Raw genomic sequence first — 23,999 nt, forward strand, 5'->3', positions numbered from 1 at the left:
TCCCCCTGATCGGCAAGGCTCCCCTACAGCGCCCGCAACAGCACCGAGGGCTGCTCGACGCAGTCCGCCACGTACCGCAGGAACCCGCCCGCCGTCCCGCCGTCGCACACCCGGTGGTCGAACGTGAACGACAGCTGCACGACCTGGCGGACCGCCAGCTCCCCGTCGTGCACCCACGGCTTGGCGGCGATCCGGCCGACGCCGAGCATGGCCGCCTCGGGGTGGTTGATGATCGGGGTGGAGCCGTCGACCCCGAACACTCCGTAGTTGTTCAGCGTGAACGTGCCACCGGTGAGATCGGCGGGGGACAGCGTGCCCGCACGCGCGGCCTCGGTCAGGCGCGCCATCTCGGCGGCCAGCCCCTCGACGCTGCGCGTGTGGGCGTCGCGCACGACGGGGACGACGAGGCCGCGGTCCGTCTGCGCAGCGAACCCCAGGTGCACCTCGCCGAGCCGGACCACCTCACGGCGCTCCATGTCGACCGTGGCGTTCAGGTCCGGGAAGCGCGCGAGGGCCGCCGTGCAGATGCGGGCCAGCAGGGCGAGCACGGAGATCTTGGGGCCCCCGGTGGCGTTCATGGCGGTGCGGGCGGCGAGCAGTTCGGTCGCGTCGGCGTCCACCCAGCAGGTCGCGTCGGGGATCTCGCGGCGGCTGCGCGCGAGCTTGTCCGCCACGGCGCCCCGCACCCCGCGCAGCGGGACGCGCTCCCCGCCCCGCCCGCCGGGCGTCTCCGCCGTCGGCACCTCCGCCACCGGCGCCTCCGCCGGCGTGCGGGGAACGGCCGCCCGCTCGACATCGGCGCGCAGAATCAGGCCCTCGGGGCCGGAACCCACCAGCTGCCGCAGGTCGATGCCGTGCTGCCGGGCAAGCCGCCGGACCAGCGGAGAGATCACCGGAACGGGACCCTCCGCGGTCTTGGCCGTCACCTCTCCGTTGGCGGGACGCACCCGGCGCCGCCGCTCGGCGGGGGCGGCCGTGCCGTAGCCGACGAGCACATTGCCGGAACCCTCGGCCTCGGCCTCGACGCGGCCGCCCACCGCGTCCGGCTCACCGGACGCACCGGAATCCGCCACCGTCAGCAGTGGCGCGCCCACCGGCAGCTCGGTGCCCTCCTCCCCGAAGCGCGCCGTCACCACCCCGGCATACGGGCACGGCACGTCCACCATGGCCTTCGCGGTCTCGACCTCCACGACCGGCTGGTCGACCGCGACGACATCGCCGACCTGGACCAGCCAGCGCACGATCTCCGCCCCGGTCAGCCCCTCCCCCAGATCGGGCAGCGTGAACTCCCGCACGACAGCCATCAGACCGCGCTCCCCTCGGTCCACTCGGACTCCCACTGCAGCCGGGCGACGGCGTCCAGCACCCGGTCCACGCCGGGCAGATGGTGCCGTTCGAGCATCGGCGGCGGATACGGGATGTCGAATCCGGCGACCCGCAGCACCGGCGCCTCCAGGTGGTGGAAGCACCGCTCGGTGACACGGGCGGCGATCTCGCCGCCGGGGCCCCCGAAACCGGCCGCCTCATGGACGACGACCGCCCGCCCGGTGCGGCGCACGGAGGCGCACACGGTGTCGTCGTCGAAGGGGACGAGCGAGCGCAGGTCGACGACCTCCAGGCGCCAGCCCTCGGCCCGGGCCGCCTCGGCGGCCTCCAGACACACCGGGACGGAGGGCCCGTACGAGATCAGCGTGGCGCTCCGGCCTCCGCCCGGGCCGGTCCCGGGGTGGACCACCGCCCGCCCGATCGGCGGGACCTCGTCCGGGCGCTCGGCGTCCCAGTCGGCCTTGGACCAGTACAGCCGCTTGGGTTCGAGGAAGACCACCGGGTCGTCGGAGGCGATGGCGGCCCGCAGCAGCCCGTACGCGTCGGCGACGGTCGCCGGGGCGACGACATGGAGGCCGGGGGTGGCCATGTAGTACGCCTCGGAGGAGTCGCTGTGGTGCTCGACGCCGCCGATGCCGCCCCCGTACGGCACGCGCACGGTGATCGGCAGCGGCACCGCGCCCCTGGTGCGGTTGCGCATGCGGGAGACATGGCTGACGAGCTGCTCGAAGGACGGGTAGGCGAAGGCGTCGAACTGCATCTCCACGACGGGCCGCAGCCCGTACATGGCCATGCCGACGGCGGTGCCCAGGATGCCCGCCTCCGCCAGCGGCGTGTCCGTACAGCGGTCGTCGCCGAACTCGTCGGCGAGCCCGCTGGTGATCCGGAAGACGCCGCCCAGGGTGCCGACGTCCTCACCGAGGACATGGACGGCCGGGTCTGCGGCCATGGCGTCCCGCAGCGCCCGGCCGAGGGCCTGGGCCATGGTGGCGGGCTTGCGCTCGGTGGCGGTGGTCATCGCTCCCCCTCGGCGTCCAGCTCGGCCCGCAGCTGCGCCGCCTGCTCCCGCAGCTGACCGGTCTTCTCGGCGTAGACGTGCTCGAACAGCTCCAGCGGGTCGAGGACCGGTTCCTGGTGCATACGGGTCCGCAGATCGGCGGCGAGCCGCTCGGCGGACTCGCGCACGGCCCGGACGCCGTCGTCGTCGAGCAGCCCGCGGTCCCGCATGGCCGCCTCCAGGAGCGCGATCGGGTCATGTTCGCGCCACGCCTCGACCTCGGCGTCGGAGCGGTAGCGGGTGGCGTCGTCGGCGTTGGTGTGGGCGTCGACCCGGTAGGTGACGGCCTCGACCAGGGTGGGTCCGCCACCGCCCCGGGCCCGGCGGACGGCCTCGCCGAGGACATGGTGGACGGCGGCCGCGTCGTTGCCGTCGACGAGCCTGCCGGGCATCCCGTAGCCGACCGCCTTGTGGGCCAGGGAGGGGGCGGCGGTCTGCTTGGCGAGCGGGACGGAGATCGCGAAGCCGTTGTTCTGGACGAGGAAGACGACGGGGGCCTGCCAGACCGCCGCGAAGTTGAGCGCCTCGTGGAAGTCGCCCTCGCTGGTGCCGCCGTCGCCGACCAGGGCGAGCGCCACGACGTCGTCGCCCTTGAGGCGCGCGGCGTGGGCCAGGCCGACCGCGTGCGGCAGCTGGGTGGCCAGCGGGGTGCTCAGCGGGGCGACCCGGTGCTCCCGGGGGTCGTAACCCGAGTGCCAGTCGCCGCGCAGCAGGGTGAGGGCCTGGACGGGGTCGAGCCCGCGGACGACGGCGGCCAGGGTGTCCCGGTAGCTGGGGAAGAGCCAGTCGCGCTCCTCCAGCACCAGACCGGCGGCCACCTGGCAGGCCTCCTGCCCGGTCGAGGAGGGGTAGACGGCCAGCCGGCCCTGCCGGGTGAGGGCGGTGGCCTGCGCGTTGTAACGGCGGCCGTGCACCAGCTCCCGGTGGAGCCTGGTCAGCAGGCCGGGGGCGAGGTCGTCGGCGGCGGAGGTGCCCAGCAGGCGGTACGGCTCGGGGTCGGGCAGCAGCGGGGCGGCATCGGTGCGGGGCCGCCAGGCGGGCGGGGGAGTGGGGCGGTAGGCGCCGGGCTGCTCTAGGACCGTCATGACACGACCTCCTGGGCGGGCAGACTGCTGGAGGGCGGGCGTGCCGTGCGGCAGTGCCCTCACCTACCGATTGTTCGGTCGTTGACGCATTTTGGCTACAGGCGACCCGAGCCTGTGGACAAACGGTTCTGCACCACGTGAGATGAAGACAGGTCGTCCATGAAGGGGAGGCGGGGCGGTATGCGGGGCGAACAGATGGCCAATCCGGACGGCAAGCCTCCCGCGCGGCCCCTGGACCCCATCGACCGCGACATCCTGCGGCTGCTCCGGACGGACGGCCGGGCCTCCATACGTTCCGTGGCCGAGCAGGTGCACGTCTCCCGCGCCAACGCCTACGCCCGGATCAACCGGCTGCTGGACGACGGGGTGATCCGGGGCTTCAGCGCCCGGGTGGACCAGGAGCGGGCCGGGCAGGGGGCGTCCGCGTACATCACGCTGAAGATCGTGCAGAACTCCTGGCGCACCGTGCGCGAACAGCTCGGACTGCTGCCAGGGGCGGCACACATCGCCCTGGTCGGCGGGGATTTCGACGTGCTGCTGCTGGTGCACACCGAGGACAACCGCTCGCTGCGCGAACTGGTCCTCACCCGGATCCAGGCCATACCGGAGGTGCTGAGCACCCGCACCCTGCTGGTCTTCGAGGAAACGGACCTGGACCCCGAGGTCTAGTCTTACGGCGTTACGAGGTCCCCGGAACGCGCAGACCGGCGAAGGCCGTACGGACCACGGCCTCGGCCACCTCCTCGGCACCGGCGGCGCCGCCCCGGCCGGGCCGGTACCACTCCACGATGGAGTTGATCATGCCGAAGAGCAGCCTGGTCGCCAGCCGCGCGTCCACGTCGGCGCGCAGATCACCGTCGGCGGCTGCCCGCTTGAGCAGGTCGGCGACCTGGTGGTCGAACTCCCGCCGCCGCTCCATGGCCCACCGCTCGGTGTCCGTGTTGCCGCGGACCCGCAGCAGCAGCGTGACGTAGGGCAGCTCCTCCATCAGCACCTCGGCGGTGCGCCGGGCCACGTACTCCAGCCGTTCGACCGCCCGGCCGTCGCGCGCGCCCGGCTCCCGGAGGATGCCGAACAGCCCGTCCAGCGCACGGCTTATGGCCCGCCGGAGCAGTTCCTCCTTGCCCTTGACGTGGTGGTAGATCGACGACTTGGAGATCCCCGCCGCACGGGAGAGATGCTCCATGGAGGTGCCGTCGTACCCGCGCTCGTTGAACACCTCCACAGCGACCGCGAGCAGCGATTCGGGCGTATAGGTGTCGCGCTTGACCATGGCCATGATTAGAGCAGCTTTCCTTCGGTGGCAGCACGCCGGACCAGGGCCTGGGAGGGGGCGTAGCGGCCGGTGGGGCAGGCCTCGTGGAGGTTCTCCAGGACATCGCGCACCCAGCCGGCGCCGAGCCGGCTCCCCCAGTGCAGGGGACCGCGCGGGTAGTTGACCCCGGTGCGCATGGCGGTGTCGATGTCGTCGGCGCTCGCCACCCCGCGGGCGACGGCGTCGGTGGCGAAGTCCACGAGCATCGCGACGGTGCGGCCCACGATCATGCCGGGGAGATCCCCCACGACACTCACCTGCTTCCCGAGCGCCTGGAAGAGCCCCGTCGCGGCGGCGACGGCCTCCGGGGCGGCGGTCTCGGAGGGGGCGAGGGCGATGCGGGTGGCGGTGCGGTAGTCCAGCGCCAGGTCGAACCGGATGCCGGGTTCGAGGGGGTCCGTGGTGGCGGCGGACCCGTCGGTGAGGGACAGCCGGATGCCGTCGGGCAGCTCGAAGAAGCCGCCGGGCCCGGGCTCGCGGGTCAGGGTGATGCCCGCCTCCTCGATGAGGGGGACGAGCCCGGCGGCGGGGCCCGGGTCCCCGTGGAGGGCGAGCTTCGCGGGGGCGTCGCAGGGCTCGGCGGTGTGCGGGCGGGGGCGCGGGGCGCCTTCGGCGTGGTCGTACCAGCCGCGGCCCGTCTTGCGCCCGTACAGCCCGGCCTCGACCAGGCGGCGCTGGGCGAGGGACGGGGTGAATTTCGGATCGTGGAACAGCGATTCCCAGACGGATCGGGTGACGGCCTCGTTCACGTCCTGGCCGATGAGGTCGGTCAGCTCGAAGGGCCCCATCCGGAACCCGCCGGACTCGCGCAGGACGGCGTCGATGGTGGCGGGGTCGGCGCCGCCCTCCTCGTACACCCGGAAGGCCTCCGCGTAGAAGGGGCGGGCGATCCGGTTGACGATGAACCCGGGGGTGTCGGCGCAGCGCACCGGGGTCTTGCCCCATGCGGCGACGGTGTCGTACGCGCGGTCGGCGGCGGCCGGGTCGGTGGCGAAGCCGCGGACCACCTCGACCAGCGGCAGCACCGGAGCCGGGTTGAAGAAGTGGAGGCCGACGAGGCGACCGGGGTGGCGCAGGGCGCCCGCGACGGCCGTGACGGAGAGGGAGGAGGTGTTGGTGGCGAGCAGACACCGGTCGGAGACGACGGATTCCAGGGCGGTGAACAGCTGCTGCTTGGCGCCCAGCTCCTCCAGGATGGCCTCGACGGCCAGCTCGGTGTCGGCCAGGTCCGCGAGGCGGTCGACGGGGGCCAGCCGGCCGAGGGCGGCGTCGCGGTCGGCCGCGGCGAGGGCGCCCTTGGCGACCAGCCGCCCGAGGCGGGCCGCGATCGCGTCCGCGGCCTGGGCGGCGCGGCCCGGCGCGGCGTCATAGAGCCGCACCGGATGCCCGGCGGCCAGCGCCACCTGGGCGATCCCCTGGCCCATCGTGCCCGTGCCGACGACGGCCACGGTGCTGGTGCGCGGAAGCCCGCGGTCGTGCGCAGTCAAGCCGCTCGCAGTCATGCCGCTGATCCTTTTCGACGAAGTTGTCCACAGGTCCGCCAGGCCCTCTTGTCCCGACCGATCGTTCGGTTAATCTAACTCTGTCGCCACTTCCAGCCCAGCTCAATCCCAGCTCGACGAGGAGTTGGTCAGCCGTGACCGCCGCACGCACCACAGACCAGTTGACGAAGACGCACCGCCCCACCCTCGACCAGGCCCTGGAGGCGATCCGTACCCGCGCCTATTGGTCCCCGCACCCCGAGCACCCGAAGGCGTACGGCGGGGAGGGCCAGGGCGGGCGCCCGAGCCTGAGCGTCCCCGAGGGCCAGGCCGCCTTCGAGGCGCTGCGCGGCACGCGCCTGGAGCTGGACCAGCCGGGCACCGACGGCTGGACGGGCTCCGAGGTCTCGCCGTACGGGGCCGAGATGGGCATGGAGTATCCGCATCCGGACCTCGAGGTGCTGCTGCCCGCCATGCGGGCGGGGATGCCCGCATGGCGGGACGCCGGACCCGAGGTGCGGGCCATGGTCTGCCTGGAGATCCTGGCCCGGATCAGCGCCCGCTCCCATGAGTTCGCGCACGCGGTCATGCACACCAGCGGACAGGCGTACATGATGGCGTTCCAGGCGGGCGGCCCGCACGCCCAGGACCGCGGTCTGGAGGCCGTGGCGTACGCGTTCGCGGAGCAGACGCGCACGCCGAGCGCCGCCGACTGGTCCAAGCCGCAGGGCAAGCGCGATCCGCTGGAGCTGCGCAAGACCTTCACCGCGGTGCCGCGGGGCATCGCGCTGCTGATCGGCTGCAGTACCTTCCCCACGTGGAACGGGTACCCCGGCCTGTTCGCCTCGCTGGCCACCGGCAATCCGGTGCTGGTCAAGCCGCATCCGCAGGCGGTCCTGCCGCTCGCGCTCACGGTGCGGGTGGCGCGCGAGGTGCTGCGGGAGGCGGGCTTCGACCCCAATCTGGTGGCGCTGGCGGCCGAGCGGCCGGGCGAGGGCATCGCCAAGGTCCTCGCCGTGCGCCCCGAGATCCGCATCATCGACTACACGGGCTCGACCGCCTTCGGCGACTGGCTGGAGACCCATGCCCGGCAGGCCCAGGTCTTCACGGAGAAGGCCGGGGTCAACACGGTCGTCATCCACTCCACCGGCGACTACAAGGGCATGCTGGCCAATCTGGCGTTCTCCCTGTCCCTCTACAGCGGCCAGATGTGCACCACCCCGCAGAATCTGCTGATCCCCCGCGAGGGCATCACCACCGACGCGGGCCCCAAGTCGTACGACGAGGTGGTGGCCGATCTGGCGGCGGCGGTCGACGGGCTGCTGGACGACGACGCCCGGGCGAGCGCGCTGCTCGGCGCGATCGTGGGCCCGCGGGTGCGGGAGCGGCTGGAGGCCGCGCCCGGGCTCGGCGGGGTCGCGCTCGCCTCCCGCGCGGTGACCCACCCGGACTTCCCCGACGCCACGGTGCGTACGCCGCTGATGGTGAAGGCCGACGGGGCGCGCAAGTTCTGGGAGGGGGCGGACGCGGACGCGCCCTATCTCTCCGAATGCTTCGGCCCGGTGTCCTTCGCCGTCGCGGTCGACTCGGCGGCGGACGCGGTCGCCCTGCTGCGCCGCACCACCCGGGACAAGGGCGCGATGACGGTCGGCGCGTACACGACGTCGCCCGAGGTGGAGCGGCTGATCGAGGAGGCGTGTCTGGAGGAGTGCGCCCAGCTGTCGCTGAACCTGACCGGCGGGGTGTATGTGAACCAGACCGCGGCCTTCTCGGACTTCCACGGCACGGGCGGCAACCCGTCGGCCAACGCCGCGCTGTGCGACGCGGCGTTCGTGGCGAGCCGCTTCCGCATGGTGGAGGTGCGGCGCCCGGCGTAGGGGGGGCGTCTTCCGCCTAATCCGCGTCCCGCGGGAGCGCGGCGGGTCCTCCCCAGTGGAACAGGGCCATGGCCACGCTGGTGGCCAGGTTGTAGCTGGACACCTGCGGCCGCATGGGGAGGGCCACCAGCCGGGTGGCCCGCTTGCGCAGCTCCGGCGACAGCCCGTGCCGCTCGGAGCCGAACGCCAGCAGCGCGTCGTCGGGGACGGCCAGGGACCGGATGTCCTCCCCCTCCGCGTCCAGGGCGTACAGCGGCCCCGGCGGCAGGGCGTCGTCCGGCAGCCGTTCGACCGCGGTGGCGAAGTGGAGGCCCGCCCCCGATCGCACGGCGTTCGGGTGCCAGGGGTCGAGGTCCCCGGTGGTGACCACCCCCGTGGCCCCGAACCCGGCGGCGAGCCGGACCACGGCGCCGACGTTCCCGAGGTTGCGCGGATTGTCCAGGACGACGACCGGTGCGCGCCTCGGCAGCCGCGCCAGGGCGTCCAGGTTCCCCTGCCGCCCGCGTCTGACCGCCAGCGCGGCGACGCGGGTGGGGTGCACCCGGGGGACGAGACCGCGCAAGTCCTGGTCCGGCACCTCCACCAGGAGATCCGTGATCACCCCGGTGAGATCACCGGCCAGTTCCGCCGCCAGCTCCATCGCGGCCGCCTTGTCGCTGGTGACCCCGACCCGCACCTCGGCACCGAAGCGGAGCGCATGCTTCAGCGCATGGAAGCCGTCGAGCAGGACGGTCTCGGCAGCCGTCTCGCGCCACTGCCGCACGGCCTGCGTGGCCTGGTCCTCAGTCATCCCCTCAGCGTACGGGGGCCAGGGCCGTGACCAGGCCCTTCACCGACGGCCCCGGCTCCGGCCCCGGGCCGCCGTCCCGAGCCGTTCTCGTCGTCCTCCGCCGCGCGCCCCTTCGGCTCACTCGCCTGCCGGGGCAGGCGGACAGCGACTCGCGCGGCCAGCCGGTCGCGGGCCCGGGTGGCCTTCCGGCCGGTCCAGAGCAGGAAGGCGGTCGGCAGGAACACCGCGTCCGCGGAGATGGCGGCGAGCGAGAAGAAGGGCAGGCCGAGCGCGACCGCGATGCCGATGTGCTCCAGCATCAGCAGCACCAGCATGACGTTCTTGGCCCGCCGGTTCAGCAGCGTGAAGGGGAAGGCGACCTGGACGATGACCGTGCCGTACGTCAGCAGCATCACCAGGGTGCCGCTGCTCGCGAGCACGTCGGCCAGGGACGGCCAGGGCGAGAAGTAGTCCAGGTGCAGCGGGTAGTACAGGGCGGTGCCGTCCTGCCAGCGCGAGCCCTGGACCTTGTACCAGCCCGCGGAGGCGTAGAGCAGACACACCTCGCCCATGATCACCACCAGCGCGCCGTTGTGCGCCAGGTTGGCGAGCATGTCCAGGACGGTGCGCGGCTCCCCCGGCGCGTACCGGCGCGCGAGCCACCAGCCGCCCTGGACGAGCCACAGCCCCCACAGGACCGTCGCCCAGCCCAGCCCGGGGAGCGGGCCGTCCGCGATCAGCGACAGGTCGGCGTCGGTGACCAGCTGGACGCAGGCCAGGGCGAGTCCGAGGACGGTCCACAGCACGATTCCGGTCGTATCGCGCGGCGGCTCCTGCCCGTCCGGCCGCCGGGTGGCGCGGCGGGCGTCGAGGGACCAGACCTGGCCGCACCGGGTGAGCACCAGATAGAGCGACATCAGGTGGATGAGGTTGTCGCCGCCGTCGCCGATGAAGACGGAGCGGTTCTGCAGCGACAGCACGCCGAGCATGAACAGCACGGACGTGGTGCGGGTGCGCCAGCCGAGCAGGAGCAGCAGGGCCGAGCCGAGGGCGACGGCGTAGACGGCCTCGAACCACAGGCCGCTGTCGGACCACATGAGCGCGGTGAAGGCGTGGTTGCCGTCGATCAGCTTCCGGGCCATGTCCCAGTTCCAGGGGCCGTCGGGGCCGTACAGCTCCCGGCGGTGGGGCCATTCGCGGAGCAGGAAGAGCAGCCAGGTGAAGGAGAAGCCGATGCGCACCACGGCCGTCTGGTAGCGGCCGAGCGCGGACCCGGTGACGCGGGCGTGGCCGCGCGCCACGGCGGACCGGACACGCTCCAGGGCGGGCCGGGCAGCGGATATCGTCACCGGCGCGCCCCCTCGGGAAGGTCGGCCGCGGTCGTCGTCCACCAGGGCAGGGTCCGGTAGAACGGCTTGGTGTCGACCTTCTCGTCGCTCCACGGCGGTGCGGCCAGCGGCGTGGTCGCGGACCGCACCTGGACGCGCCGCACCGTGCCGCCGTCGGGCTTCGAGCCGAGACGGAGCAGGACGATCCGGCGTATGTACTGCTCGGAGAGGCTGCCGCGGATGCCGTTCGGCCGTTCCCGCGCGTCGTGCGAGCCGGCGTAGAACTCCCAGGCGCGGCGCAGCTCGTTCTGCTGAGTGTGGCTGGGCAGCGGGTTGTGGTGGATGGCGGCGCCGTCCTGGGCGGAGAGGTTGGTCCAGCCGGTGGTGGCGAGGCCGCCCTCGGGGGTGCGGATCTCGGCCCGGGCCTGTATGGCGATGTCCTGCTGGAGCGGATTGGGCGCGAAGAGCTTCCAGTTCCGCTCGAATTCCGGGTAGGTGTAGTCGTCCATGACGGCGCCGTGCCGCTTGCTGATCGTGTTGGGCGGCGCGACGCTCAGGAACGCCATGCCGAGGTGAAGGGCCACGGCGACCGCGACGGCGGCGACCGCCACCGCGACGATCAGCTGTGACGGCAGTGAGAGCGCGGCGAGCCGTTCCGCCGCCTCGTCGTCCGGCTCCGTTACCGCCATGCCCCGCCCCGCTCCCGATGGTCCAGGTCTTCGCACCCGGCCCGGACGGCTGCGCGCCCACGGCCCCCGGTGGGTGTCCTCTCCGCCCGCACGCTACCGATGCGGCCCGCCTGGCACAGCATCCTCAGCGTTATCCACAGGCTTGACACCCTACGTTCCCTCGGCACACCATTGAACCGAACGATCGGTCGGTTGGTTTGCCGGGCGGTCGGCGGGACGGACGGCGGGGACGGACGGCGGGGACGGACGGCGGGGACGGATGGCGAAGGGGCTTCGCATGACGACGACGGCGGCGGATGCCGGGGCGGGGGCGTACGAGGCGGTGTTCGACGCCGCCCTGGCGGCGGACGAGCGCATCGAGCCGCGCGACTGGATGCCCGACGACTACCGGGCCTCCCTGGTCCGGCAGATCGCGCAGCACGCCCACTCCGAGATCATCGGCATGCAGCCCGAGGCCAACTGGATCAGCCGCGCCCCCTCGCTGCGGCGCAAGGCGATCCTCATGGCCAAGGTCCAGGACGAGGCGGGCCACGGCCTGTATCTCTACAGCGCGGCGGAGACCCTGGGCACCAGCCGGGACGAGCTGCTGGACAAGCTCCACTCGGGCCGCCAGAGGTACTCGTCGATCTTCAACTACCCGACGCTGACCTGGGCCGACGTGGGCGCCATCGGCTGGCTGGTGGACGGCGCGGCGATCACCAACCAGGTCCCGCTGTGCCGCTGCTCCTACGGGCCGTACGCCCGCGCGATGGTCCGGATCTGCAAGGAGGAGTCCTTCCACCAGCGCCAGGGGTATGAGCTGCTGCTGGCCCTGAGCCGGGGCACCGAGGCCCAGCACGCCATGGCCCAGGACGCGGTGGACCGCTGGTGGTGGCCCTCGCTGATGATGTTCGGCCCGCCGGACGACGCGTCGGCGCACTCCGCCCAGTCGATGGCCTGGAAGATCAAGCGGCATTCCAACGACGAGCTGCGCCAGCGCTTCGTCGACATCTGCGTCCCGCAGGCCGAATCCCTCGGCCTCACCCTCCCCGACCCCGACCTGAAGTGGAACGAGGAGCGGGGTCACCACGACTTCGGCCCCATCGACTGGGACGAGTTCGGCGAGGTGCTGCGGGGAAACGGGCCGTGCAACGCCCAGCGGTTGTCCCAGCGGCGCCGGGCCCACGAGGAAGGCGCCTGGGTGCGCGAGGCGGCCGCGGCGTACGCGGCCAAGCACAGGGAGGCACAGGCATGAGCGGTGGCGGAGACGGCACATGGCCGCTGTGGGAGGTGTTCGTCCGCGGCAGGCGCGGTCTCGCGCACACCCACGCCGGCTCCCTGCACGCCCCGGACGCGGAGATGGCGTTGCGCAACGCCCGCGATCTGTACACCCGCCGCTCGGAGGGCGTCTCGATCTGGGTGGTGCCGTCCGCCTCGGTCACCGCCACCTCACCGGACGAGAAGGACCCCTTCTTCGAGCCCGCCGCCGACAAGCCCTACCGGCACCCCACGTTCTACGAGATCCCGGAGGGGGTGCGGCACCTGTGACCGCTGCCCTCGCCCTGGGCGACGACGCGCTGGTGCTCTCCCACCGGCTGGGGGAGTGGGCGGGCCACGCCCCCGTGCTGGAGGAGGAGGTCGCGCTCGCCAACATCGCCCTGGACCTGCTCGGCCAGGCCCGGGTGCTGCTCTCCCTCGCCGGCGACGAGGACGAGCTGGCCTATCTCCGCGAGGAGCGGGCGTTCCGCAACGTCCAGCTGGTCGAGCAGCCGAACGGGGACTTCGCCCACACCATCGCCCGCCAGCTCTACTTCTCCACCTACCAGGAGCTGTTGTACGAGGAGCTGGCGCGCGGCGACGGCCCCTTCACCCCGCTGGCCGCCAAGGCGGTCAAGGAGGTCGCCTACCACCGCGATCACGCCGAGCACTGGACGCTGCGGCTCGGCGACGGCACCGAGGAGAGCCACCAGCGCATGCGCCGCGGGCTGGACGCGCTGTGGCGGTTCACCGGCGAGCTGTTCGAGCCGGTCGAGGGCTGCGAGGTCGACTGGTCCGCGCTGCACGACGCGTGGCTGAACCGCGTCACCGCCGTTCTCACCCGGGCCACCCTGAGCGTGCCCGAGGGGCCGCGGCGCGGTGCCTGGGCGGCCGGCGCCGGACGGCAGGGCATTCACACCGAGCCGTTCGGACCGATGCTCGCGCAGATGCAGCATCTGCACCGCAGCCACCCGGGGGCGGCATGGTGACGCCCGCGCCCCACGCCCCCACCGCGCTCGAAGAGGAGCTGCGGCGGCTGGCCGGATCCGTGCCGGATCCGGAGCTGCCGATGGTGTCCCTGGCCGAGCTGGGCGTGCTGCGGGGGCTGCGGATCCTGGCGCCGGGCCGGGTCGAGGTCGAGCTGACCCCCACCTACACCGGCTGCCCGGCGCTGGAGTCGATGGCCGCCGACATCGAGCGGGTGCTTCACGACCACGGCATGGCCGAGGTCGAGGTCCGCACCGTGCTCGCCCCGCCCTGGACGACGGACGCGATCAGCGCCGAGGGCCGTCGCAAGCTCGCCGAATCCGGCATAGCGCCGCCCGCGCCACGGGGCACCACGGCGGGCGGGCCGGTGCCCGTCGAGCTGACGGTGCGCTGTCCGCACTGCGGCTCCACCGAGACCACGCTGCTGAGCCGCTTCTCCTCCACCGCGTGCAAGGCGCTGCGCCGCTGCGAGACCTGCCGCGAACCGTTCGACCACTTCAAGGAGTTGTGATGGCCGCGGAAGCGGTGCCCGTCGCCGCGCCCCACCACGGCGCGTTCCATCCGCTGCGGGTGGCGGCCGTCGACCCGCTCGCCGCTGACGCGGTCGCCGTCACCCTCCGGGTGCCGCCCGCGCTGCGCGAGACGTTCCGCTTCGTCCCCGGGCAGCACATCGCGGTGCGGCGGTTCGTAGACGGCGCGGAGGTCCGGCGTACGTACTCGATCTGCGCCCCCGCCCCGGGTCCGGAGGGGCCCGAGCTGCTGCGCGTCGGGGTGCGGCTGGTGGAGGGCGGCGCGTTCTCCACATACGCCCTCAAGGAGCTGGCGGTCGGGGAGGTGGTGGAGGTGATGGCCCCGGCGGGCCGGTTCGTGCTCGACCCCCGGCCCGGACACTTCGCCGCGGTCGTCGGCGGCAGCGGCATCACGCCCGTGCTGTCCATCGCCGCCACCCTGCTGGAGCGGCAGCCCGAGGCCCGCTTCTGCCTGGTCCGCAGCGACCGCACCGCCTCCTCCACGATGTTCCTGGAGGAGGTCGCCGACCTCAAGGACCGCTGGCCCGACCGGTTCCAGCTGGTGTGCGCCCTGTCCCGGGAGGAACAGCAGACCGGGCTGGTGTCCGGGCGGCTGGATCAGGAGCGGCTGACCGGTCTGCTGCCCTCGCTGCTGCCGGTGGATTCGGTGGACGGCTGGTTCCTGTGCGGTCCGTACGGGCTGGTGCGCGCCGCCGAGCGGGCGCTGCGCGGGCTCGGAGTGCCCCGCGGCCGGGTCCACCAGGAGATCTTCCATGTGGCGGCGGCTCCCGGCGAGGACGTCTCCCCCGCGCCGCGCCCGGCCGCCGCGCCCTCGCACAGCACGGTGACGGCGACACTGGACGGCCGGTCGGGGAGCTGGCCGGTGCGGGACGGGGAGTCGCTGCTGGAGACCGTGCTGCGCAATCGCGCGGACGCGCCGTACGCCTGCAAGGGCGGGGTGTGCGGGACCTGCCGGGCGTTCCTGGTCTCCGGGGAGGTGCGGATGGACCGGAATTTCGCGCTCGAGCCGGACGAGGTGGAGGCGGGCTATGTGCTGTCCTGCCAGTCCCATCCGGTCGGCGAGCGGGTGGAGCTGGACTTCGACCGCTGACCGGCCGCTGCCCCGGCGAGCGAAGTGAGGGAGCGATGCGGGGGAGCGATGCGAGGGGGCGGCACGACGGGGTGGGGCGACGCGGGCGGTGCGACGCGGGCGTTCGGGGCGTTCCCTTCTTGTAGAACCTGTTCTATCTTGACGGGCCGTCAGATGTAGCTCGACGGCGCGGGAGGACGGACAGTGGACTTCACCTTCACCGAGGAGCAACAGGCGGCCGTGGAGGCGGCGAAGGCCGTCTTCTCCTCCACCACCCCGGACGGCGTGCCCAGCCCCGCCCTCACCCCCGGCGCCGTCGCCGACGACATCGACCGCGCGCTGTGGCGCCGACTCGCCGACGCCGATCTGCTCGGGCTGACCCTCGAACCGCGCCACGGCGGCTCCGGCCTCGACCCGCTCGCCCTGTGCCTGGTGCTGCGCGAGTCCGCGAAGGTGCTGGCCCGGGTGCCGCTGCTGGAGACCGCCGCGGCCGCCCTCGCCGTGCAGCGGTACGGCACCCCCGAGCTGTGCTCCGCCGTGCTGCCCCGGACCGCCGACGGCGACCTCGTGCTCACCGTTGCCTCCGCCGGGCGCACCGGCCACGGCCCGGCCGAACTCGCCGTCCAGGCACGCCGGGACGGCGGCGGCTGGGTGCTGGACGGGGTGCAGACCGCGGTCCCCTGGGCCGCCGGCGCCGACCGTCTGCTGATCCCCGCCCACACCGGCGCGGGCCGGGCGCTCCTCGCCCTGGTCCCCCGCGACCGTGCGGGGATGGGCTTGGACGAGCAGATCTCCACCAGCGGCGAGCGGCTGGCCGAGGTCCGGCTGGACGGCGTGCGGGCGGACGGTCACGAGGTGCTGGACGCGGACGGCGCCTGGGACTGGCTGCGCGCGCTGCTCACCACCGGCACCTGTGCGCTGGCGCTGGGCGTCGGCACGGCGGTGCTCGACCTGACCAGCTCGTACACCTCCACCCGCGAGCAGTTCGGCCACCCGCTCGCCACATTCCAGGCGGTCGCCGTCCAGACCGCCGACCGGTACATCGATCTGCGGGCCATGGAGGCCACGCTCTGGCAGGCCGCCTGGCGGCTCTCCCGGGACGAGAAGGGCCCGGAGGCGACGGCGAACGGGGCGCTGCCGGTCGCCGGAGACGTGGCGGTCGCCAAGATATGGGCCGCCGAGGGCGTACGCCGGGTCGTCCAGACCGCCCAGCATCTGCACGGCGGCTTCGGGGCGGTCACCGACTATCCGCTGCACCGCTATCACGCCTGGGCCAAGCAGCTGGAGCTGTCCCTGGGCCCGGCCGCCGCCCACGAGGAGGCACTCGGCGAACTCCTCGCCGCCCACCCCCTCGTCTGAGACGACCCGCGGGCCCGGGCCTGCCCGGACTACAGCACGAAGGCGCCCTCGGCCGTGCCGTCCTGGCCACCGACCATCGGACGGCCGGCCGCCTCCCAGGCGAGCATCCCGCCGTCCACGTTCACCGCGTCCAGCCCCTGGGCGACCAGATACTGCGTCACCTGCGCGGACCGCCCGCCGACCCGGCACACCACATGCACCCGGCGCTCCCCGCCGACCGACTCGGTCAGTTCACCGAACCGGGCCACGACCTGACCCATCGGAATGTGAAGGGCGCCCTCGACATGCCCGGCCGCCCACTCGTCGTCCTCCCGGACGTCCAGGAGAAAGCCATCGGCCGGCACCGCCGCGGCCTCCACCTGGGGAAGCTGGGCAAAATGCATCACACACACCTCTCACACGACATCGTCAGCTCGGAGAAACCTACTACCGCGCCAGCTCCGCGAGCCGGGCCTCCTTCTCGGAGACCTGGGCGAGCAGCTGCTCGGCGATCTCGTCCAGCAGCCGGTCCGGATCCTCCGGCGCCATCTTGATCATCGCGCCGATCGCGCTCGACTCCAGCTCGGAGGCGACCTCGGCCAGCATCTCCTTGCGCTCGGCCAGCCACTCCAGCCGGGCGTACAGCTCCTCGCTGCGGCTCGCCCTCCGCTCGGGCGGCGGCGGACCGGCCTCCCACTCCTCGGCCAGCTTCCGCAGCGCCACCTCGTCCCCGGCCGCGTACGCCGCGTTGACCCGCACGATGAACTCACCGCGCCGCTCCCGCTCGGCCTCCTCCTCGGCCAGGTCCGGATGGGCCTTGCGGGCCAGGTCGCGGTAGATCCGGCGGGCCTCCTCGCTCGGCCGCACCCGCGGCGGCGGCTGCACCGGCTGCTCGGTGAGCATCGCGGACGCCTCCGGCGACAGGCCCTCGGAGTCGATCCAGCCGTGGAACAACTCCTCCACGCCGGGCATCGGCTGCACCAGCCCACGCGCCTCGCGGGCTCTGCGGAGGTCCTCCGGATCGCCGGTGCGCGCCGCGACCGCCTCGGCGATCAGCGCGTCCAGCTCGTCCAGGCGCGAGTACATCGGGCCGAGCCGCTGATGGTGCAGCCGGGAGAAGTTCTCCACCTCGACCCGGAAGGTCTCCACCGCGATCTCGAACTCGATCAGCGCCTGCTCGGCCGCCCGCACCGCCCGCTCAAGACGCTCCGCGGCCCGCGCGTCCTCCTCGGACCGCGCCTCCTCGGACCGCGCCTCCTCGGACTGGGCCTCCTCGGACCGCGCCTCCTCGGACTGGGCCCGCTCCGGCTGGGCCTGCTCGGACTGGGGCTCGGCCGGTGCCTGACATTCCTCCTGGGGCTCCGCCTCGGACGCCGCCCGCTGTGCCTGCTGCTGCGCTTCCCGGTTCGTCACCCGCTCAGCCTACGTGGGGCAGTCCCCGGGGGTGCCCTTGCAGGGACTCGCGCCTCACACCCCCGGCTCGGCCGCTATCCGCCCGGCGCGCACCGCGGCCAGCAGTTCCGCGTGGTCCGCCTCCGTGCGGTCCGCGTACGCCACCGCGAAGCCGGCCATCGCCTCGTCCAGTTCCTCGCCCTTGCCGCAGTACCCGGCGAGCACCCGCGGATCCGCGCTGTGGGCGTGTGCCCGCGCCAGCAGCGCGCCCGTCATCCGCCCGTAGTCGTCCATCTGGTCGGCGGCCAGCGCGGCCGGGTCGACGCTCCCCTTGCGATTACGGAACTGCCGTACCTGGTACGGCCGCCCGAGCACCGTCGTCCAGCCCAGCAGGATGTCGCTGACGACCTGCATCCGCTTCTGGCCGAGCACCACCCGCCGCCCCTCGTGGACGACCTCGGGTATCTCGAAACCGGCCCGCCCCAGATGCGGCAGCAGCGCGGACGGCCGGGCCTCCTTCACCTGCAGCACCAGCGGCTCGCCCCGGTGATCGAGCAGCAGCACCACATACGACCGCGTCCCCACACTGCCCGTGCCCACGACCCGGAACGCCACGTCGTGCACCTCGTACCGGGCGAGCAGCGGCAGCCGGTCCTCGGGCAGCGTCCCCAGATAGTCGCCCAGCGCCTCCGCGACCGCCACCGCCTCGGCGTCCGGCACCCGCCGCAGCACCGGCGGCGCGTCCACGAAGCGCCGGGCCACGGGCCGCCCGGAGGAGCCCTCATCGCCCGGAACCGCCTCCGTGGCCTTGGCGGCGAAGCGCGCGCTCGTGTTCCGCCGGGCCTTCTCGGCGACCCGCTCCAGCGTGCCGGCCAGGTCCCGGGCGTCGGTGTGCGAGACCAGCTCCTCGTCCGCGATCGCGTTCCACGCGTCGGTGGCCGGCAGCTTGGCCAGCAGCCGCACCGTGCGCCGGTAGGCACCCGCCGCGTCACGGGCCGCCGACCGGCAGGCGTCCTCGTCGGCACCGGCCTCCCGCCCTGCCAGCACCAGCGAGGCCGCGAGCCGCTTCACATCCCACTCCCACGGACCGTGGACGGTCTCGTCGAAGTCGTTCAGGTCGATGACCAGACCGCCGCGCGCGTCCCCGTAGAGCCCGAAGTTGGCGGCGTGCGCATCACCGCAGAGCTGTGCGCCGACGCCGGTGACCGGGGTGGCCGCCAGGTCGTGGGCCATCAGCCCGGCCGAGCCGCGGAGGAAGGAGAACGGGGTCGCGATCATCCGCCCCACCCGTATCGGCGTCAGCTCCGGCAGCCGCCCGGCGTTCGACCGCTCGACCGCCTCCACCGCGTCCGGCCGCCCGGGAGCGGGCGACGGCAGCACGGCGTGCGCCGAGCGCGGCACCCGCTTCCGCAGCGCCTTCCCCTCCTGTCGGGGAGAGGGGCCATTCCCGCGCCAGGCCGCGAACCCCGGAACCCGGGGCAGCCGCCGGGCCGCCCCGCCCCCACCCGTGCCGTCAGCCATCACGCCCCCGCTTCGATCCTCGCCCGTCACCGACCCCGCCGACAGCGCTCACGCCCCCGACCGACCAGCACCGTACCCCCGATCGCCCACGTCCCGTCAGGGCCTGTGGAAAACTCCGGTGAACCCGGCGAAAGTCCTGCTCAGGGCCGGACCCGCTCAGCGCCGAAAATGCTCAGCGCCGGAACTGCTCCGGGCAGCCGCCGCCCTCGGGCAGATGGTCCTCGGCCCACTGCCCGAGCTCCTTCAGCGCGGGCTCCAGCGCCTTCCCCGCTTCCGTCAGCCGGTAGGCCACCCGCAACGGAGGCCCGTGGTCCACTTCGCGGACCACCAGCCCCGCCGCCGAGAGTTCGGTGAGGCGGTCCGACAGCATGCGTTCGCTGATGCCCGGAATGGCCCGCCGCAACTCGGCGAAGTACGCCCCCTGCTCGGTCAGTACGGCCACGATCAGCCCGGTCCACCGCTTCCCGAACAGCTCGAAGACCCGGGTCATCTTGCCGTCGACCTGCTTGCACACGTGCTCGTCGTGGACCTCGGGCCCGCCTCCGTCCGCCATGGAATACACGATACCTGCGTTTCGTTTGGTGCTGCAGAAAAGTAAGCTACTGTGCCAATCGTAGGTACGTAGAAAACACCCGCTCCTTACGCGAGCGCCTTGTCCACGGAGGCACCCCCATGCCCACGCTTCTTCACATCGACACGTCCGTCTTCCCCGGCGAAGCCTCCGCCTCCCGCGCGGTGACCGCCACCTTCCGCAAGGAGTGGGAGGCCCAGCACCCGAACGGCACGGTCATCTACCGCGACCTTGCCGCCGAGCCGCTGCCGCACCTGGACGGCCTCGCCGCCCAGGCCGGATTCGTGCCCACCGAGAACCACACCCCCGAGCAGCAGGCCGCCTTCGCGCTGCGCGACACCCTGGCCGGTGAGCTGGAGCAGGCCGACGTGGTCCTCATAGGCGCCCCGATGTACAACTTCACGATCCCCTCCACCCTCAAGGCGTGGCTGGACCACGTGATCATCATGGGCCGCACCTCCGGGGCCGAGCAGACCACCACCTCGGGCACCCCGACGATCGTCGTCGCCAGCCGGGGCGGCGGCTACGGTCCGGGCACGCCGCGGGAGAGCTTCGAGTTCGTCACGACCTACCTGGAGAAGGCCCTGAAGGACGGGCTCAACCTCGACGTCGAGTTCGTTGTGCCGGAGCTCACCCTGGCCCGCAGCAACCCGGCGATGGCCGACCTGGTCGAGCTCTCTGACGCCTCCAAGGCGAAGGCCCACGAGGACGCCGCCACGAAGGCCAAGGCGCTCGCTTCCCGCTTCGCCGCCTGAGCCGCCTCAGCTGCCTCAGCCGCCTGAGCCGCTGTCCGAGTCCCAGTCGGCCGCGGAACCGCGGGGCCGCCCCCTCCGGGGAGGCCCCGCTTCCGTTCGTCGGCCCGAGCCGTGGGGCGACTGATGTGGATCAAGCCGAACTGGCAGTGGATCAAGCCGATGTCGAGCCGGGCCCAAGGCGAGACCGACCGGCCCGCCATATAAAGCGAAGCGGGCCTCTCCCGAGCGACTTTCGTCACTCCGGAGAGGCCCGCTCCGACTGGTGCGCGAGGGGGGAGTTGAACCCCCACGCCCTTTCGGGCACTGGAACCTGAATCCAGCGCGTCTGCCTATTCCGCCACCCGCGCATGGGTGTTGTCTTCCGCTCACCGCCTGTCCCCCCGGGCCTTTCGGTCCGGTTCGCCGCGGCGCCTTCCGACATCGAGAACACTAGCACGCTGGGCAGGGTGGATTCACACTCGTTGTCGAGCCCCCGCCCGGAGGGGCTCCGCCGCGGTTGCGGGACACTGTCCAGAGGGCACCTCTACGATCCTGTGAGAGGTGACACTGCTCCACAGGGCCAGGAAGGGGAACCACCCGATTTCCCGACGCGTGGATACGATCAGTAAGCAGTACCAGGACGACACTGAGCACGACTGAGGAAGGAGGTGCCCCGTGGGAGTACTGAAGCGCTTCGAGCAGCGTCTCGAGGGTCTCGTGAACGGCACCTTCGCCAAGGTGTTCAAGTCGGAGGTCCAGCCCGTCGAGATCGCGGGCGCGCTCCAGCGTGAGTGCGACAACAACGCGACCATCTGGAACCGGGACCGGACCGTCGTCCCCAACGACTTCATCGTCGAGCTGAGCACGGGCGACTACGAGCGGCTCGCGCCGTACTCCGGGCAGCTCGGCGACGAGCTGTCCGGCATGGTCCGCGACTACGCCAAGCAGCAGCGGTACACCTTCATGGGGGGCGTCAAGGTCCACCTGGAGAAGGCCGACGACCTCGACACCGGCCTGTACCGGGTGCGCAGCCGGACGCTGGCCTCCAGCGAGTCCCAGAGCGCGGCCGCCCAGCAGGCCCCGGCCCGCGGCGGGGCTCCGCAGCAGCGGCCCGGCGGTTACGGCGGCCAGCCCGCGGGCGCGCCGCCCATGCCCAGCGCCCCTCCCGGGGCCCGCCCCGGGGCCCGGAGCGGCGGCGCGGGCTCCGTGCCGCAGCCGCAGGGGCAGACCCGGCGCTGGATTGAGATCAATGGCACTCGCCACCAGATCTCCCGGCCCACCCTGGTGCTGGGCCGCAGCACCGACGCTGACGTGCGCATTGACGATCCCGGTGTCTCCCGCAGGCACTGCGAAATCCGGGTCGGAACACCGCCGACCATCCAGGATCTGGGGTCGACGAACGGCATCGTGGTGGACGGACAGCACACCACCCGCGCTACGCTCCGCGACGGCTCACGCGTCGTCGTGGGCAGCACCACCATCGTTTACCGGCAAGCCGAAGGGTGAAGCGGGGGCAATGTCAGAGCTGACCCTCACGGTCATGCGGTTGGGTTTCCTCGCCGTACTGTGGCTGTTCGTCATCGTGGCCGTTCAGGTCATCCGTAGCGACCTGTTCGGGACTCGCGTGACCCAGCGCGGTTCGGCGCGCCGTGGCGCCCCCGACCGGCCGCAGCAGCAGCGGCAGCAACAGCAGGCCGCACCGCCCCAGCAGCGTCAGCAGCCCTCGGGCCGCGGCCGCCGCGGGGCTCCCACCAAGCTGGTGGTGTCCGAGGGGACGCTGACCGGCACCACGGTCGCGCTCCAGGGGCAGACCATCACTCTCGGTCGTGCGCACGATTCAACAATCGTGCTGGACGACGACTACGCCTCCAGCCGGCATGCCAGGATCTACCCGGACCGTGACGGCCAGTGGATCGTCGAGGACCTCGGCTCCACCAACGGCACCTATCTCGACCGGAACCGACTCACCACACCGACACCGATTCCGCTGGGTGCACCGATCCGCATCGGCAAGACCGTCATCGAGCTGCGGAAGTAGTAGGACCATGACGACCGGAGGGTGGGCAGCGTGGTTGGCAAGGGGCTGTACCCGGAGCCGACGGGCGAGGTGCGCATGAGTCTGTCACTGCGTTTCGCCGCCGGGTCCCACAAGGGCATGATCCGGGAGGGCAACGAGGACTCCGGCTATGCCGGCCCCCGGCTGCTCGCCATCGCCGACGGCATGGGTGGCCAGGCCGCCGGCGAGGTCGCCAGCTCCGAGGTGATCTCCACCCTGGTCCAGCTCGACGACGACGTCCCCGGCTCGGACATCCTGACCTCCCTGGGCACCGCCGTGCAGCGGGCCAACGACCAGCTGCGGGTCATGGTCGAGGAGGACCCCCAGCTGGAGGGCATGGGCACCACGCTCACCGCCCTGCTGTGGACCGGCCAGCGGCTCGGCCTGGTGCACGTGGGCGACTCGCGCGCGTATCTGCTGCGCGACGGGGCGCTCACCCAGATCACCCAGGACCACACCTGGGTGCAGCGGCTCGTCGACGAGGGCCGCATCACCGAGGAGGAGGCGGGCACCCACCCGCAGCGCTCCCTGCTGATGCGCGCGCTGGGCAGCGGCGACCACGTCGAGCCCGATCTGTCCATCCGTGAGGTCCGGGCCGGCGACCGCTATCTGATCTGCTCCGACGGCCTGTCCGGCGTCGTGAGCCACCAGACCCTCGAGGACACCCTCGCCAGCTACCAGGGCCCGCACGAGACGGTGCAGGAGCTGATCCAGCTCGCGCTGCGCGGCGGCGGCCCCGACAACATCACCTGCATCGTGGCCGACGTCCTCGACGTGGACGGCGGCGACACCCTGGCCGGCCAGCTCAACGACACCCCCGTGATCGTGGGCGCGGTGGCCGAGAACCAGGTCCCCCTCGGGGACGGCGGCGCCGGGAACACCCCGGCGGGCCGCGCCGCCGAGCTGGGCCGGAACCGTCCCGTACCGCAGCAGGGCGACGCACCGGGTGGCTTCGGGCCGCCCGGCAGCGGCGACCCGGGGCTCGGCGGACCGCCCGAGGGCAGTTACGGGGCCTACGCGGACGGCGACTACACGAAGAAGAGCGGCCGCAAGACCTGGGTCAAGCGGTCGCTGATCATCGCGCTGGGCCTCGCCGTGATCGGCGGCGGCCTCTACAGCGGCTACCAGTGGACGCAGAAGCAGTACTACGTGGGCTCCAACGGAGACCATGTCGCGATCTACCAGGGCATCAACCAGGACCTTGCGTGGATCAAGCTCAACAAGGTCCATGAGGACCACCGCGAGATCGAACTCAAGTACCTCCCGACCGACCAGCGCAGCCGCGTGGAGGACACCATCGCGGTCAGCGGGCTCGGCCAGGCCGAGGACAAGACGAAGGATCTCGCCACTCTCGCCAGCGCCTGCAGAAAGGCTGACGCACAGCGCAGGGCCGAGGAGAGCCAGAAGGACCTCACCGGCGGCAAGGGGCAGGCCGGCGGCGGATCCGGAGGCAAGGCAGGTAGCGGCAGCAGCACGCCGCAGCGGAGTCAGAGCGCGACGACGGGGTTGCGCGCCGCCAAGGCCACACCGACGCCGAAGAGCCCGGCGTCGCCCTCTCCCACTCCGAAGCCGGGTCCCACCCTGTCGGAGCAGGAGAAGGAGTTGGTCCCGCAGTGCAGCAGCACCCAGCAGTGAGCC

24 protein-coding genes and 1 tRNA gene are annotated in these 23,999 nt (G+C 72.8%); 12 read left to right on the top strand and 13 right to left on the bottom strand.

Annotation, left to right across the window (positions count from 1 at the left end; translation table 11 throughout):
* Nucleotides 1-23: 23 nt before the first annotated feature.
* The 3 genes from ABZ562_RS37145 to pdhA are packed head-to-tail and all read right to left on the bottom strand — an operon-like array spanning nt 24 to nt 3,468.
* On the bottom strand, nt 24-1,304 hold the full coding sequence (locus ABZ562_RS37145) for a dihydrolipoamide acetyltransferase family protein (RefSeq protein ID WP_361488704.1): 1,281 nt from the start codon (nt 1,302-1,304) through the stop codon (nt 24-26).
* Nucleotides 1,304-2,344, bottom strand: coding sequence for an alpha-ketoacid dehydrogenase subunit beta (locus ABZ562_RS37150; RefSeq protein WP_361488706.1), 1,041 nt, complete (start codon nt 2,342-2,344; stop codon nt 1,304-1,306). The genes ABZ562_RS37145 and ABZ562_RS37150 overlap by 1 nt, the downstream gene beginning before the upstream one ends.
* Nucleotides 2,341-3,468: a pyruvate dehydrogenase (acetyl-transferring) E1 component subunit alpha gene (pdhA, locus tag ABZ562_RS37155; RefSeq protein WP_361488708.1), complete on the bottom strand. Its 1,128-nt coding sequence runs from the start codon at nt 3,466-3,468 to the stop codon at nt 2,341-2,343. The genes ABZ562_RS37150 and pdhA overlap by 4 nt, the downstream gene beginning before the upstream one ends.
* 180 nt (nt 3,469-3,648) lie before the next feature.
* On the opposite strand from pdhA, the gene ABZ562_RS37160 reads away from it, so the two are divergent.
* The gene (locus ABZ562_RS37160; RefSeq protein WP_361488711.1) at nt 3,649-4,137 is read left to right on the top strand and encodes an Lrp/AsnC family transcriptional regulator; all 489 of its coding nucleotides are present in this window, start codon (nt 3,649-3,651) and stop codon (nt 4,135-4,137) included.
* Nucleotides 4,138-4,147: 10 nt separating this feature from the next.
* Here ABZ562_RS37160 and ABZ562_RS37165 read toward each other — a convergent pair whose 3' ends face one another.
* Both ABZ562_RS37165 and ABZ562_RS37170 read right to left on the bottom strand, forming a co-directional pair.
* Complete coding sequence (locus ABZ562_RS37165) at nt 4,148-4,747, bottom strand: TetR/AcrR family transcriptional regulator (protein WP_361488713.1); 600 nt, start codon at nt 4,745-4,747, stop codon at nt 4,148-4,150.
* Between the two features lie 2 nt (nt 4,748-4,749).
* Nucleotides 4,750-6,285, bottom strand: a complete 1,536-nt coding sequence (locus tag ABZ562_RS37170; RefSeq protein WP_361488715.1) for a 3-hydroxyacyl-CoA dehydrogenase — start codon at nt 6,283-6,285, stop codon at nt 4,750-4,752.
* Between the two features lie 134 nt (nt 6,286-6,419).
* Between ABZ562_RS37170 and paaN the strand changes: the two genes are divergently transcribed.
* Complete coding sequence (paaN, locus tag ABZ562_RS37175) at nt 6,420-8,141, top strand: phenylacetic acid degradation protein PaaN (protein WP_361488718.1); 1,722 nt, start codon at nt 6,420-6,422, stop codon at nt 8,139-8,141.
* A gap of 16 nt (nt 8,142-8,157) precedes the next feature.
* On the opposite strand, the gene ABZ562_RS37180 is transcribed toward paaN, so the two are convergent.
* From ABZ562_RS37180 to ABZ562_RS37190, 3 genes are read right to left on the bottom strand one after another with little or no spacing between them, the layout of a single operon-like run.
* Nucleotides 8,158-8,931, bottom strand: a complete 774-nt coding sequence (locus ABZ562_RS37180) for a TrmH family RNA methyltransferase (protein WP_361488720.1) — start codon at nt 8,929-8,931, stop codon at nt 8,158-8,160.
* Entirely contained in the window at nt 8,928-10,253 is a 1,326-nt protein-coding gene (locus ABZ562_RS37185; RefSeq protein WP_361488769.1) for an HTTM domain-containing protein, read from the bottom strand. The genes ABZ562_RS37180 and ABZ562_RS37185 overlap by 4 nt, the downstream gene beginning before the upstream one ends.
* A gap of 2 nt (nt 10,254-10,255) precedes the next feature.
* Nucleotides 10,256-10,927 carry a DUF5819 family protein gene (locus ABZ562_RS37190; RefSeq protein WP_361488723.1) on the bottom strand — a complete coding sequence of 224 codons (672 nt, stop codon included), beginning with the start codon at nt 10,925-10,927 and terminating at the stop codon, nt 10,256-10,258.
* Between the two features lie 277 nt (nt 10,928-11,204).
* On the opposite strand from ABZ562_RS37190, the gene paaA reads away from it, so the two are divergent.
* From paaA to ABZ562_RS37220, 6 genes are all read left to right on the top strand, one after another.
* Complete coding sequence (paaA, locus tag ABZ562_RS37195) at nt 11,205-12,161, top strand: 1,2-phenylacetyl-CoA epoxidase subunit PaaA (RefSeq protein ID WP_361488726.1); 957 nt, start codon at nt 11,205-11,207, stop codon at nt 12,159-12,161.
* Nucleotides 12,158-12,454: a 1,2-phenylacetyl-CoA epoxidase subunit PaaB gene (gene paaB, locus ABZ562_RS37200; RefSeq protein ID WP_361488729.1), complete on the top strand. Its 297-nt coding sequence runs from the start codon at nt 12,158-12,160 to the stop codon at nt 12,452-12,454. The genes paaA and paaB overlap by 4 nt, the downstream gene beginning before the upstream one ends.
* The gene (gene paaC, locus ABZ562_RS37205) at nt 12,451-13,152 is read left to right on the top strand and encodes a 1,2-phenylacetyl-CoA epoxidase subunit PaaC (protein WP_361488732.1); all 702 of its coding nucleotides are present in this window, start codon (nt 12,451-12,453) and stop codon (nt 13,150-13,152) included. The genes paaB and paaC overlap by 4 nt, the downstream gene beginning before the upstream one ends.
* Nucleotides 13,146-13,661 (top strand): 1,2-phenylacetyl-CoA epoxidase subunit PaaD, encoded by a 516-nt coding sequence (paaD, locus tag ABZ562_RS37210; protein ID WP_361488734.1) that lies wholly within the window; start codon nt 13,146-13,148, stop codon nt 13,659-13,661. The genes paaC and paaD overlap by 7 nt, the downstream gene beginning before the upstream one ends.
* The gene (locus tag ABZ562_RS37215) at nt 13,661-14,770 is read left to right on the top strand and encodes a 2Fe-2S iron-sulfur cluster-binding protein (protein ID WP_361488737.1); all 1,110 of its coding nucleotides are present in this window, start codon (nt 13,661-13,663) and stop codon (nt 14,768-14,770) included. The genes paaD and ABZ562_RS37215 overlap by 1 nt, the downstream gene beginning before the upstream one ends.
* Before the next feature lie 183 nt (nt 14,771-14,953).
* Nucleotides 14,954-16,108 carry an acyl-CoA dehydrogenase family protein gene (locus ABZ562_RS37220; protein ID WP_361488739.1) on the top strand — a complete coding sequence of 385 codons (1,155 nt, stop codon included), beginning with the start codon at nt 14,954-14,956 and terminating at the stop codon, nt 16,106-16,108.
* Between the two features lie 29 nt (nt 16,109-16,137).
* Here the strand turns inward: ABZ562_RS37220 and ABZ562_RS37225 are convergent, their stop codons facing one another.
* From ABZ562_RS37225 to ABZ562_RS37240, 4 genes are all read right to left on the bottom strand, one after another.
* On the bottom strand, nt 16,138-16,491 hold the full coding sequence (locus ABZ562_RS37225) for a rhodanese-like domain-containing protein (RefSeq protein ID WP_361488741.1): 354 nt from the start codon (nt 16,489-16,491) through the stop codon (nt 16,138-16,140).
* A 43-nt stretch (nt 16,492-16,534) separates the two neighbouring features.
* Nucleotides 16,535-17,500, bottom strand: a complete 966-nt coding sequence (locus tag ABZ562_RS37230) for a hypothetical protein (RefSeq protein ID WP_361488743.1) — start codon at nt 17,498-17,500, stop codon at nt 16,535-16,537.
* A 54-nt stretch (nt 17,501-17,554) separates the two neighbouring features.
* A complete protein-coding gene (locus ABZ562_RS37235) occupies nt 17,555-19,000 on the bottom strand; it encodes a DUF2252 domain-containing protein (protein WP_361488745.1) in 1,446 nt (481 codons plus the stop codon).
* Nucleotides 19,001-19,172: 172 nt separating this feature from the next.
* The gene (locus ABZ562_RS37240; protein WP_361488747.1) at nt 19,173-19,553 is read right to left on the bottom strand and encodes a helix-turn-helix domain-containing protein; all 381 of its coding nucleotides are present in this window, start codon (nt 19,551-19,553) and stop codon (nt 19,173-19,175) included.
* 119 nt (nt 19,554-19,672) lie between these two features.
* On the opposite strand from ABZ562_RS37240, the gene ABZ562_RS37245 reads away from it, so the two are divergent.
* A complete protein-coding gene (locus tag ABZ562_RS37245; protein WP_361488749.1) occupies nt 19,673-20,326 on the top strand; it encodes an NAD(P)H-dependent oxidoreductase in 654 nt (217 codons plus the stop codon).
* Between the two features lie 260 nt (nt 20,327-20,586).
* On the opposite strand, the gene ABZ562_RS37250 is transcribed toward ABZ562_RS37245, so the two are convergent.
* Nucleotides 20,587-20,673 (bottom strand) — tRNA-Leu (locus ABZ562_RS37250).
* A 307-nt stretch (nt 20,674-20,980) separates the two neighbouring features.
* On the opposite strand from ABZ562_RS37250, the gene ABZ562_RS37255 reads away from it, so the two are divergent.
* The 3 genes from ABZ562_RS37255 to ABZ562_RS37265 all read left to right on the top strand — a co-directional run bounded on the left by ABZ562_RS37255 (nt 20,981) and on the right by ABZ562_RS37265 (nt 23,996).
* Nucleotides 20,981-21,811 (top strand): DUF3662 and FHA domain-containing protein, encoded by an 831-nt coding sequence (locus tag ABZ562_RS37255; protein WP_361488751.1) that lies wholly within the window; start codon nt 20,981-20,983, stop codon nt 21,809-21,811.
* A gap of 10 nt (nt 21,812-21,821) precedes the next feature.
* A complete protein-coding gene (locus ABZ562_RS37260) occupies nt 21,822-22,343 on the top strand; it encodes an FHA domain-containing protein (RefSeq protein WP_055545898.1) in 522 nt (173 codons plus the stop codon).
* A gap of 75 nt (nt 22,344-22,418) precedes the next feature.
* Nucleotides 22,419-23,996 (top strand): protein phosphatase 2C domain-containing protein, encoded by a 1,578-nt coding sequence (locus tag ABZ562_RS37265; protein ID WP_361488754.1) that lies wholly within the window; start codon nt 22,419-22,421, stop codon nt 23,994-23,996.
* The last annotated feature ends 3 nt before the right edge of the window (nt 23,997-23,999 follow it).

The sequence above is a fragment of the Streptomyces sp. NPDC019937 genome (assembly GCF_040631655.1).
Lineage (GTDB): Bacteria > Actinomycetota > Actinomycetes > Streptomycetales > Streptomycetaceae > Streptomyces.

What these genes read in the sequence shown, in the direction of transcription:
- ABZ562_RS37145 (WP_361488704.1), bottom strand. Translation starts at nt 1,304, where the DNA reads ATGGCTGTCGTGCGGGAGTTCACGCTGCCCGATCTGGGGGAGGGGCTG.
- ABZ562_RS37150 (WP_361488706.1), bottom strand. Translation starts at nt 2,344, where the DNA reads ATGACCACCGCCACCGAGCGCAAGCCCGCCACCATGGCCCAGGCCCTC.
- pdhA (WP_361488708.1), bottom strand. Translation starts at nt 3,468, where the DNA reads ATGACGGTCCTAGAGCAGCCCGGCGCCTACCGCCCCACTCCCCCGCCC.
- ABZ562_RS37160 (WP_361488711.1), top strand. Translation starts at nt 3,649, where the DNA reads ATGCGGGGCGAACAGATGGCCAATCCGGACGGCAAGCCTCCCGCGCGG.
- ABZ562_RS37165 (WP_361488713.1), bottom strand. Translation starts at nt 4,747, where the DNA reads ATGGCCATGGTCAAGCGCGACACCTATACGCCCGAATCGCTGCTCGCG.
- ABZ562_RS37170 (WP_361488715.1), bottom strand. Translation starts at nt 6,285, where the DNA reads ATGACTGCGAGCGGCTTGACTGCGCACGACCGCGGGCTTCCGCGCACC.
- ABZ562_RS37180 (WP_361488720.1), bottom strand. Translation starts at nt 8,931, where the DNA reads ATGACTGAGGACCAGGCCACGCAGGCCGTGCGGCAGTGGCGCGAGACG.
- ABZ562_RS37190 (WP_361488723.1), bottom strand. Translation starts at nt 10,927, where the DNA reads ATGGCGGTAACGGAGCCGGACGACGAGGCGGCGGAACGGCTCGCCGCG.
- paaA (WP_361488726.1), top strand. Translation starts at nt 11,205, where the DNA reads ATGACGACGACGGCGGCGGATGCCGGGGCGGGGGCGTACGAGGCGGTG.
- paaB (WP_361488729.1), top strand. Translation starts at nt 12,158, where the DNA reads ATGAGCGGTGGCGGAGACGGCACATGGCCGCTGTGGGAGGTGTTCGTC.
- paaD (WP_361488734.1), top strand. Translation starts at nt 13,146, where the DNA reads ATGGTGACGCCCGCGCCCCACGCCCCCACCGCGCTCGAAGAGGAGCTG.
- ABZ562_RS37215 (WP_361488737.1), top strand. Translation starts at nt 13,661, where the DNA reads ATGGCCGCGGAAGCGGTGCCCGTCGCCGCGCCCCACCACGGCGCGTTC.
- ABZ562_RS37225 (WP_361488741.1), bottom strand. Translation starts at nt 16,491, where the DNA reads ATGCATTTTGCCCAGCTTCCCCAGGTGGAGGCCGCGGCGGTGCCGGCC.
- ABZ562_RS37235 (WP_361488745.1), bottom strand. Translation starts at nt 19,000, where the DNA reads ATGGCTGACGGCACGGGTGGGGGCGGGGCGGCCCGGCGGCTGCCCCGG.
- ABZ562_RS37240 (WP_361488747.1), bottom strand. Translation starts at nt 19,553, where the DNA reads ATGGCGGACGGAGGCGGGCCCGAGGTCCACGACGAGCACGTGTGCAAG.
- ABZ562_RS37245 (WP_361488749.1), top strand. Translation starts at nt 19,673, where the DNA reads ATGCCCACGCTTCTTCACATCGACACGTCCGTCTTCCCCGGCGAAGCC.
- ABZ562_RS37260 (WP_055545898.1), top strand. Translation starts at nt 21,822, where the DNA reads ATGTCAGAGCTGACCCTCACGGTCATGCGGTTGGGTTTCCTCGCCGTA.
- ABZ562_RS37265 (WP_361488754.1), top strand. Translation starts at nt 22,419, where the DNA reads ATGAGTCTGTCACTGCGTTTCGCCGCCGGGTCCCACAAGGGCATGATC.